Annotated in this window: 11 protein-coding genes and 1 pseudogene; 7 read left to right on the top strand and 5 right to left on the bottom strand. The window is 47.4% G+C overall.

What is annotated here, in order from left to right; all coding sequences use genetic code 11:
• The 4 genes from Q0095_RS01780 to Q0095_RS01765 form a co-directional block, all read right to left on the bottom strand.
• On the bottom strand, nt 1-449 hold a 449-nt coding region (locus tag Q0095_RS01780), incomplete at its 3' end, for a hypothetical protein (protein WP_297880811.1).
• A 131-nt stretch (nt 450-580) separates the two neighbouring features.
• The gene (locus tag Q0095_RS01775) at nt 581-1,924 is read right to left on the bottom strand and encodes a sodium-dependent transporter (protein WP_297880809.1); all 1,344 of its coding nucleotides are present in this window, start codon (nt 1,922-1,924) and stop codon (nt 581-583) included.
• Between the two features lie 159 nt (nt 1,925-2,083).
• Nucleotides 2,084-2,236, bottom strand: a complete 153-nt coding sequence (locus Q0095_RS01770) for a hypothetical protein (RefSeq protein ID WP_297880808.1) — start codon at nt 2,234-2,236, stop codon at nt 2,084-2,086.
• Between the two features lie 194 nt (nt 2,237-2,430).
• Nucleotides 2,431-3,780, bottom strand: coding sequence for a sodium-dependent transporter (locus tag Q0095_RS01765; protein WP_297880806.1), 1,350 nt, complete (start codon nt 3,778-3,780; stop codon nt 2,431-2,433).
• 121 nt (nt 3,781-3,901) lie between these two features.
• Between Q0095_RS01765 and Q0095_RS01760 the strand changes: the two genes are divergently transcribed.
• The 4 genes from Q0095_RS01760 to Q0095_RS01745 all read left to right on the top strand — a co-directional run bounded on the left by Q0095_RS01760 (nt 3,902) and on the right by Q0095_RS01745 (nt 6,897).
• Nucleotides 3,902-4,531, top strand: a complete 630-nt coding sequence (locus Q0095_RS01760) for a nitroreductase family protein (RefSeq protein WP_297880804.1) — start codon at nt 3,902-3,904, stop codon at nt 4,529-4,531.
• Between the two features lie 126 nt (nt 4,532-4,657).
• Entirely contained in the window at nt 4,658-5,296 is a 639-nt protein-coding gene (gene thyX, locus Q0095_RS01755; protein ID WP_297880802.1) for an FAD-dependent thymidylate synthase, read from the top strand.
• 35 nt (nt 5,297-5,331) lie between these two features.
• Nucleotides 5,332-6,078, top strand: coding sequence for a hypothetical protein (locus Q0095_RS01750; RefSeq protein WP_297880800.1), 747 nt, complete (start codon nt 5,332-5,334; stop codon nt 6,076-6,078).
• 222 nt (nt 6,079-6,300) lie between these two features.
• The gene (locus Q0095_RS01745; RefSeq protein WP_297880798.1) at nt 6,301-6,897 is read left to right on the top strand and encodes a DJ-1/PfpI family protein; all 597 of its coding nucleotides are present in this window, start codon (nt 6,301-6,303) and stop codon (nt 6,895-6,897) included.
• Between the two features lie 4 nt (nt 6,898-6,901).
• On the opposite strand, the gene Q0095_RS01740 is transcribed toward Q0095_RS01745, so the two are convergent.
• The gene (locus Q0095_RS01740; protein WP_297880796.1) at nt 6,902-7,192 is read right to left on the bottom strand and encodes a hypothetical protein; all 291 of its coding nucleotides are present in this window, start codon (nt 7,190-7,192) and stop codon (nt 6,902-6,904) included.
• Between the two features lie 94 nt (nt 7,193-7,286).
• Here Q0095_RS01740 and Q0095_RS01735 point away from each other — a divergent pair, with 94 nt between their 5' ends.
• The 3 genes and pseudogenes from Q0095_RS01735 to Q0095_RS01725 form a co-directional block, all read left to right on the top strand.
• Complete coding sequence (locus tag Q0095_RS01735; RefSeq protein WP_297880794.1) at nt 7,287-7,592, top strand: hypothetical protein; 306 nt, start codon at nt 7,287-7,289, stop codon at nt 7,590-7,592.
• Between the two features lie 530 nt (nt 7,593-8,122).
• On the top strand, nt 8,123-8,818 hold the full coding sequence (gene ung / locus Q0095_RS01730; RefSeq protein ID WP_297880792.1) for a uracil-DNA glycosylase: 696 nt from the start codon (nt 8,123-8,125) through the stop codon (nt 8,816-8,818).
• A gap of 170 nt (nt 8,819-8,988) precedes the next feature.
• Nucleotides 8,989-9,255, top strand: a pseudogene (locus tag Q0095_RS01725) (amino acid ABC transporter substrate-binding protein); the annotation flags it as partial.

The raw sequence follows: 9,255 nt of genomic DNA, 5'->3' as shown, positions 1-9,255 counted from the left end.
TTTATCTTTTTATTACCTTGAAATGGCGTATATGAGTAGTTGCCATTTATATCAACATTTCTATCTGTATGATGATGGACAAAATCGACAAAATTCCAAGGAACGGTTTTATTTGATATTATTTTATTCGTAATTTTATTTAAACCAATAGTTGAGTTTAAATCATCAAATAGGCTAAAAGTCTTAGTATCCATATGCTTTTTAAATATTTTGTCTAATGTATAAATAAGTTCATTGAAGCTTAAATTTTTATCAGGAGCATAAAATGTATCATAATGGTAATATACGCAATCATTAAATTCTTCCTGTACGAAATTTTGTACCATCTCATCTTTACTAAGCCATTTTAGATCGCCGAAGCTAAACCCGCTGTAATTAAGCGCGCCGACGATCACACAAACGCCGAGCGCGGCGATTAGGGCTTTGGCTAGAAATTTAAGAGCTTTCAAAATTTACTCCTTTAGCAAAACGCTAGTTAAAATACGAGCCTAACGGGCTGCGATGTTAACGTTTAAATTTAGCTCGCCCAAAGAGGGGTTAAATTTAAACCGTGCCGCTTTAAATTTAACCGAATCACTTCCTACTTTCCGCCGAAAAACAGCAGATTTGCCATTATGATCACGATCGCGACGGGCGCTACAAAGCGCAGCGAAAAGTACCAAATTTTAAATCCCAGCTCGCCCATATCGGCGCCGAAAAGCCCGCGCAGGCGCTGTGCATCCATCACAAAGCCCACGAATATCGCCGAGGTTAGCGCGCCTAGAGGAAGCATGACATTTGAGCTTACGAAGTCCAAGCAGTCAAAAAAGCTCGCGCCGAAAAACTTAAGCTTGCTCGCATAATCCGCGTGCATCGATAGCAGCGAGCATGCGCCTAGCACCGCTATGACGCACCCCGAGACGCAGACTGCGCGCAGGCGCGAAATTTTAAATCTGCCGATGAGATAGAAGACGAAAGGCTCGATCATCGAAACCGCGCTCGTGATCCCCGCGAAAAAGAGCGAGACGAAAAACGCGACTTCAAGCACCTGTCCCGCTAGCCCCATTTTTGCAAACATCGTAGTGAGCGAGACGAAGACGAGCCCCGCACCCTGCGCGGGATCGGCGCGGAATTCGAAGATGAAAGTAAAGACGATGAGCCCCATCATCAGCCCGATTGCGATATTTATAAATACGATGTTTACCGAGCTGCGCACGAGCCGCACACCCTCGCTAAGCGACGCCGCGTATGCCGCGATACAGCCGACGCCCACGCACAGGGTAAAGAGCGCGAGCCCGAGCGCGGAGAGGACGGAGTTAACGGTGATTTTGCCGAAGTCTGGGTAGAAAAGAAATTTCGCCGCCGCGCCGAAGCCCTGCATCGTGCACGCATACGCAAGCATCGCGAGCAGCAGCACGAAAAGCAGCGGCATCATCACGACGTTGAGCCGCTCGATACCGCTTTTGATGCCGCGCGCGACGACGGATAGCGTCAGCACGAGCGCAAGCGCGTAAAAGCCCAGGCTCGTGGCTAGCGAATGCGAGATGAGATCGTCAAAGACGGCGCCCGCTTCCTCGGCGGTTGCGGGTAGCGGAGAAAAGCCCAAAAATATGTAGCGGATCACCCAGCCGAGGATGACGAGGTAAAAGGACAGCACCAGCATACCGCCCGCGATGAAAACGCCTCCCGCGCGCCATTTACGCCCGCCGCGCGGCGCCAGCGTCTCGTAAGCGCTCGGTAGATCCCTCCCGCTTAGCCTGCCTAGCGCCATCTCGGCTAGGAATATGCTAAAGCCCACGCCCAGCGTGAGCGCGAGGTATAAAAGCACGAAAGCGCTGCCGCCGTTTTGACCCACGAGGGTGGGGAATTTCCACGCGTTGCCAAGCCCCACCGCGCCGCCTGCGACGGCAAGTATGAAGCCGATTTTGCTAAATTTATCGTTCATTTTCTCTCCGATGATTTTTTAAATTTTAAAGCTATGGAATTTTAAAATTCCAAACTATCTACGCAAACTCGCCATGAAATTTGGCGCGCTACTTTTGGGCTGCTTTGGCGCTAAATTTTAAAATTCCAAGCACAATTTTACGCGGGTCACCACAAAATTTTACGCGCCGCTTCTGCGGCACATTGCGTAGGTCGCGTCATAAACTATCGTGGCGGCTGCACACCAACCGTCTCGGTTTAGAATTTTAAAATTCCACAGCGCGATCAGACGCGGCTGCGCCACGACGCCTTTGCCGCTCGCACCTATCGCCATGCGGGTTGCCGCGGTCGCGCCGAAAGCTGATTGCCGCTACATACTTTGATCTTCCTCTATCTAAACATAAAATTTTAAACTATCGCTGCAAAGCTAACGGATTGCCGCAAGTTCGCTATGAAATTTGGCGCGTTGCTTTTGGATTGCTTTAGCGCCAAATTTTAAATCCATGTTATCCACCTGCTTTACAAAATTTAAAAATTTAAAATTTTTAACTGATTGAGTGCTATCACTACGATCGCGACTGGCGCCACGAAGCGCAATAGCACAAAATACCACAGCTTAAAGCCCATTCGTCCCATATATGGGCGCAGTAGAATTTCGACGGCTCGTTTTTTGATCACGAACCCTACGAAAATCGCCACTATTATACCGCTAAGAGGCATCAGAATATTTGAGGTTAGGTAATCAAGCACGTCAAAAAAGCTCTTGCCACCTAGGCTAAAGTATTCGCTCGTGCCCCCGTAATAACCCAAAATGCAGCATATCCCTAAAACATACGTCACGGCAAAAACTAAAAGCGAAGCGCGCTTGCGGCTTAGCTTGCGGGAGTTTGCGAGATAATAAATCGCAGGCTCCAGCATCGAAATTGCAGAAGTAATCGCCGCAAATAATAGCGAGGTGAAAAATAAAAAGGCTAGGATGTTTCCGATCGCACCGAGCTTTGAAAAAAGTACCACCAGCGAGACAAACACTAGCCCTGGGCCTTGCGCTTTGGGATCGCCGCCGAATTCAAAGATGAAAGTAAAGACGATAAGTCCCATCATCACGCCGATTAGGACATTAATGCAGACGATATTTATGCTTGAGGTTAGGATATTGGTGCGCGCAGGCAGGCTTGCAGCATAGGTCATAATCGTAGTAACGCCCAGCGAGAGCGTAAAAAACGCAAGTCCTAGCGCCGAAAGAACACTATCTTTATTAAGCTTGGAAAAATCTGGCACCAGTAGGAATTTCGCGCTACGTCCAAATCCATCGAAACTCGCGGCGTAAATTAGCATCAAAACTAGCAAAATAAATAGCGCGGGCATCATCCAGACATTAAGCCGCTCGATGCCGCTTTTGACACCTTTAGATACGATGAAAAAGCAAAACGCCGACGCTATGGTAAAGCACACTGCCACGCTTAAAAAGTCGCTACCTAAAAGTGCGTTAAACGCTGCGCCGCTTTCATCTATACTTTTTGGCAGATAAAAAGCGCTTGAGACCACGTATTTTAGGATCCAACCCATTACGACGCTGTAAAAAGCATAGATCAAAAGCGCACTAATCATAAAAAATCCCGCGTATTTCCATGCGCCTTTGTATGAGGGCGCGAGTTTTTCAAATGCGCGCACCGGATCACTTTCGCTTAGCCTGCCGATGACGATCTCGGCTAAAAAAATCACGAAGCTAACCAAAAGCGTCAGCAAAAGATATAGCAAGATAAATGCGCTGCCGCCGTTGGTGCCCACTAAAGTGGGGAATTTCCACGCATTACCGAGCCCCACGGCGCTGCCTGCGACTGCGAGGATGAAGCCGATTTTGCTAAATTTATCATTCATATTATGCCTTGTGGCGGAATTTAAAAGAGCAATATTAGCAAAATATAGCTTAACTCGCCAAGCTAGCCGGGTGGAATTTAGGCAAACCCGTTATAATGCCGCGAATTTTAAAGGAGATAAAATGAAATCGATAAAAGAAGTGATGCTCTCTCGCCACAGCTGCCGTAAATTTTGCAGTGACAAGCTAAATAGCGAGCTCGTGCGCGAGATACTTGATCTTGCGCGCTTAAGTCCCAGCTCATGCGGATTAGAGCCGTGGAGGATGATGATAATCTCGGATCCTTGTGAGCTAAAAGAGCTTTCTGTAGCCTGCAACAGCCAGCCACAAGTAGCCGAGTGCTCGCACGCCGTGATTTTAATCGCGCGTAACGATCTGCGCGTGGGCGAAGCGTATTTAGAGCGCACCGTCCGCCGTCGCGCAAACACTTCGCAAAAATATGAAGCTGCGATGAATTATTTCCGCGCGAAATTTGCGGGCTTAGACGACGAAGCGCTGATGAACTACGCGACCAAGCAGCTTTATATCTTAGCGGCAAATATCGCTAATATTGCCGAGGGCTTTGACGTGCGCTCGTGTATAATGACCGGCTTTGACGCCGCGGCTTTGGAAAAATTCTGCGCTTTAGAGGCGAAATTTCGTCCTGCAATCGTCGTGGTTTTGGGACGTGGTGAGCCTAGCAAATATCCGCACACGCGCTACGAGCTGGATGAAATTTTAATCTCTCGCGGCGGCGGCAGCGGAAAAAGATAAAATGAAGTATTTCTGCTTGCAAAGCTTAGGCGCAAGCTTCGTTTATTAAAAGCGTCGTTTTGCGAAATTTTATCGGTTTAAAAGTGCGATAGCGTTAAAATGCGCTTAAAATTTCAAAGGATAATCATGCAAGTCAAACTTCTAAATTTCACTCCGCTTTGGGTCTGCTCAAATGCGATCCGCACCTGCTGGCAGAGCTTTGAGCGCGGCGATTGCGGCGGCGCCAAAGACCTAGCGCTCATTGACCGCGTCGGCAATCAGCTCAAGCACTCAAGCACGCTGGAGCACCTCTACTACAACTTCTACATCAGCGGTATTTCGCGCGCGCTGCTTCAGGAGCTGGCGCGCCACCGCCTAGCAAGCCTTAGCGTAAAATCCACGCGCTACACTCTCAAAGAATTGCGCGGCGAGGACAGCTTCGCGCAAGGCGATTTCGAAAACGCCGCGCGATACATCGTGCTTACAGGCAACGAAGCGGTCGATAACGCAAGCGTCGCGGCTCTTGAAAATCTGCGCGTAATCTTACAAACCCCAATCAGCCTTGATATCGCCAAATACTGCCTGCCCGAGTGCTACAAGAGCGAGCTTAGCTGGAGCATAAACGCACGCAGCTTGCAAAACTTCCTCGCTCTGCGCTCTAGCAAGGCGGCACTTTGGGAGATCCGCGAGCTTGCGGGTAAAATTTACGAAGCGCTGCCGCAGGAGCATAAATTTATATTCCAAAGCTGCATGGCGAGCGGAAAGAAGACGCCTGGCGAGGAGTAGCGAGCGGGATAAAATTTTGATATAAGGGGCTTGCGATGATAAAACTTACGCAGATGAGAGCGGCTTTTGAAAAAGAGGAGCCGGACGCGCTTTATCTTAGCTACTTGGGGTGGGTAAAAACCCTGATCCCGTTTTGGAGGCAGGCCGTTGCGAGGATTGCGGAGCTAAGCGGCACGACGGATGAAAAAAGAGACAAGCATTTGCGAGTTATCGACAGCTCTTTGCAGCTGATGCAGGCTTGGCGATTTAAAAAGACAAAATACGTGCAAGCAAGAAGAAAAGAGATCGATAGCGCTATAAGTTTTATTAGAAACGGCGCCTTAACGCAGCAGACATGCAGATATGCCTTTGCGCCCGTTTGTAGAAATTTAGCTGGCATTTTGCGCAGTTTTTTATACGTTTCAACTTTTGGTTATTCGGACGAGCAGCTTCCGACCGTATTCGCTCAAAAAATTTACGGCATTGCGCTGTGTCATACTTTATTTCCCTTTGATACGGGCGATTTTGTGTATTATCTGCCGCGCGAAAAATCCATCCACACCGAAAACCCCGCCGATTTGGATAACTGGCATTTGATGATGGAGATAGCGGGCGGCGATTTAGGGATTTCTGCGTTGATTGGGCGGCTAAACGAACGCGCGTATGAAATTTGGACGAATTACAAAGCGCCGTTTGAATGGAAATACGACGAGGTAGTTTGGAATTTAGAATTTGAGAATGTTTCAAAAAGGCTGCACTATGCGGGCGTGCGGGCTTTTGTAGGTCTGAGTAAAGCGGAATAAAAAGCGCGCAAAATTTTAACCGCTTCTGAAATTTAATTCGCGGGCGGTACAATTCTGCAAGTTTTTAATGCGAGTAAAATTTAAAAGTCGCTTGAGCGGGTTTTTTGGCAGCCTGCGGTATCAAAATTCAGCCGCCGCGCATTTTACGACTTGCAGCGCCGAGAATTGCAGCGGCGGCAAACCGAAAGCTCATAGGCGAGCGATAAATTTAAAGGACGGATCATGAAAAACATAGCGCTTGTGATGTTTAACGGACAGACGCACCTCGATTTTGTGGGATTTTACGATTGTATGCTAAGGCTCAAAGCCGTTCGCCCGCAGCTTGAGATGAGGTTTTGCTCGCGCGAGCGACAGGTTTCGGATAGCGGCGGTCTTACGATCGACGTGGGCGAGATCACGACCGATCTAGGCGGCTTTGATGCGGTTTTTGTGCCGGGCGGTATGGCAACGCGTCGCCTTAAAGACGATGCGGGCTTCATCTCGTGGCTCGCAACCGCGCGCGATGCAAAGTATAAGTTTAGCGTTTGCACCGGTTCGCTACTTCTGGGCGCGGCGGGGTTTTTGCGCGGAAAGCGCGCGACTACGCATCCGTTTTGCTACGATCTGCTGGCGCCTTACTGCGCGGATGTGGTGCACGAGCGGCTTGTGCGCGATAGCCTGCCAGAAGGAGGCGAGATCATCACTGCTGGCGGCGTGAGTAGCTCCATCGAGCTTGGACTTTGCGTGATCGAAAAATTCGCAGGCGCCTCTGCGCGAGAGGCTGCCGCTGCGGCAATGGATTATCCGTATTACGGCTTTAGAAGCAAGCTCACGCGATGAAATTTTAAAGACCCGCTAAGATCGGCGGCGCAAGTTTATAAATACCGCAGTAAATTTTAAAATAGAGGGTAAGGTAAATCTTAATGCAAGCAGTAAAGATATTAAAAATATTGTGGAAAGTCATCAAGATCGCCATACTCGCATCATTGATATTATCGTTTGCGGCATTGATATTGTTTGTTTTATTTATAGCCTTTCTATTTTCACCCCTTAATACGGATTTTTCATATATAGAAAATAAAAATTTGGCTAAATTTGAAGCCTTAACAAATACGAAGGGAGAAACTTTACTCATTTATCGCAAAAAAAGTCCTCCTTTATCGTGTAGTGAAAAAATACAGACTTGTATCTGTTACGCGCATTTTATAAAGGCGGATAAGCCTTTTATTTTGACGCAACAAAAAATGCTGCAAGAGGGTTACGAGTTTGTTTCCAAGTCCGATTGCATAGCTGAAACTACAAATTTGCATGAATTTAAACTATCGTGGGCGATGCCGTCTTATTATTATGCCGGCAGTCGGGAGTATTTGATATATGGTTCGATCAAAAATTTAAATATAACGGCAATAGTGAACGATAAAAGGCGAATATGGCACAAAAAAGAGCACGAATCGGGACAACCGAGCGATTATGATCACGAGGTTATTTTTTATCCGGAACTTAATATAATTCAAATAAATAAAATGGGGTATTAATAGTGTGCGCTAAATTTACTTACGACCGATTTAATATAACGTTGCGAACTAAATTTAAAAGCCTTTAGGATAAAATTTAAAGATTTGAAAGATTGGACTTTAGTCTTACGGACGTTTATCGAAGTAGATAAAATAACGATATAATGGGTTTTACATAAAATAGGAGATCACAAAGACAGAATGAAATCGGCTCAAATTTTATCGCTGCTTTCGCATATATCTTTCGGGTCGCTTATAGGTTAAAATTCAGAGATAATAACCCGTGGGAGTTCGCAATCGCGCTTTTTGCCTACGCGATTTTGTTTGCTTTTTATCCGCAGACCCTGCTTAACGATGATAAAAAAACGATTGCCCTGCTACTATTTATGGCGCTTTTGATCGTGATCGTATAGCGGCGCCTATAAGTCGGCGGGATCGGTTGCGGCGGCGGTGCGATCCGCCTTTGATTGCAGCGGCGCGTGCGAGTGAGACTATTTTTAAAATTTATTGTAAAATTAGGACGTTAATTTATTAAAGCTTAAAGGGCTAGCATGCAGATAAACTTAGACGACGTGAGGATCGAGAGCGGTTGGAAAGAGGCGCTTAGGGAGGAATTTTTAAGCGAGTATTTTGCAAAGATCAAAGAAAACCTGCTCGCCGCAAAGGCGCGCGAGATCGTTTATCCGCCGGGAAATTTGATCTTTAACGCCTTTAATCTCACTCCGTTTGAGCGGGTGCGCGCGGTGATTTTGGGGCAGGATCCCTATCACGGCGCACATCAGGCGATGGGGCTTAGCTTTTCGGTACCGCGCGGCGTGCGAATTCCGCCTAGCCTCGTAAATATCTACAAAGAGATTAAGAGCGATCTGGGTATCAGCGAGCCTGCTAGCGGCGATCTGAGCTACTGGGCGAAGCAGGGCGTGCTGCTACTTAATGCGAGCCTTAGCGTGGGCGCAAACCGCGCGAACTCGCACAGCGGCTTCGGCTGGCAAATTTTCACCGACGCCGTGATTAAAATTTTAAGCGCGAGGCGGCAAAGCTTGGTCTTTATGCTGTGGGGAAATTTCGCCAAAGCCAAATCGGCGCTGATCGATGCGCAGAGGCATCTCATTTTAACCGCCGCGCATCCCAGTCCGCTTGCGGGGGGAGCGTTTTTTGGCTGCAAGCATTTTAGCAGATGCAACGAATATCTACGCGCGCACGGTCTGGGAGAGATCGATTGGGATCTAAATCACGGCGCAGATTAAATGTATTTTAAATGAAATTTGCGTAAAATGCGCCGCAAAATTTCAAAGGTAAAGAAATTTTAAAAATGTCGAAAGGAGAAGTGAGCGAATAATATACGACCGGCTTAAAACGGCTTGCCAAAGCGACGCGAATGCGCGGCTAGGCTAATCATTGTAATTAAAGGAACGATATGAAAAAGATAATTTTGGGAATTTTATTGCTATTTACAAGTAGTGTAGTGGCAAATACCCTATCTGAGATTAGGCAATCGGGCAGTGTGCGCGTAGGCGTATTTGAGGCGCAACCGCCTTTTAGTAAATTTGAAGACGGCAAATTTCAAGGATTTGAGGTGACCCTAGCCGAGGCGCTATCAAAAGATATATTCGGTGGCAAGGCGGGCAAGGTAGAATTTGTACCCGTAAAGGCAGGTGCACAGGCGAAAATAGATGTCCTGCGT

Origin of the sequence: uncultured Campylobacter sp., assembly GCF_938045535.1 — a bacterium.
GTDB lineage: Bacteria > Campylobacterota > Campylobacteria > Campylobacterales > Campylobacteraceae > Campylobacter_B.
Note: the sequence above shows the minus strand (reverse complement) of the source record. Positions and strands in the feature narration are given on the sequence as shown.

Excerpts from the sequence above, each read along its gene's own strand:
- Q0095_RS01775 (WP_297880809.1), bottom strand. The coding sequence starts at position 1,924 with ATGAACGATAAATTTAGCAAAATCGGCTTCATACTTGCCGTCGCAGGC.
- Q0095_RS01770 (WP_297880808.1), bottom strand. The coding sequence starts at position 2,236 with ATGGCGATAGGTGCGAGCGGCAAAGGCGTCGTGGCGCAGCCGCGTCTG.
- Q0095_RS01765 (WP_297880806.1), bottom strand. The coding sequence starts at position 3,780 with ATGAATGATAAATTTAGCAAAATCGGCTTCATCCTCGCAGTCGCAGGC.
- Q0095_RS01760 (WP_297880804.1), top strand. The coding sequence starts at position 3,902 with ATGAAATCGATAAAAGAAGTGATGCTCTCTCGCCACAGCTGCCGTAAA.
- thyX (WP_297880802.1), top strand. The coding sequence starts at position 4,658 with ATGCAAGTCAAACTTCTAAATTTCACTCCGCTTTGGGTCTGCTCAAAT.
- Q0095_RS01750 (WP_297880800.1), top strand. The coding sequence starts at position 5,332 with ATGATAAAACTTACGCAGATGAGAGCGGCTTTTGAAAAAGAGGAGCCG.
- Q0095_RS01745 (WP_297880798.1), top strand. The coding sequence starts at position 6,301 with ATGAAAAACATAGCGCTTGTGATGTTTAACGGACAGACGCACCTCGAT.
- Q0095_RS01740 (WP_297880796.1), bottom strand. The coding sequence starts at position 7,192 with ATGAGTAAAGTTTCTCCCTTCGTATTTGTTAAGGCTTCAAATTTAGCC.
- ung (WP_297880792.1), top strand. The coding sequence starts at position 8,123 with ATGCAGATAAACTTAGACGACGTGAGGATCGAGAGCGGTTGGAAAGAG.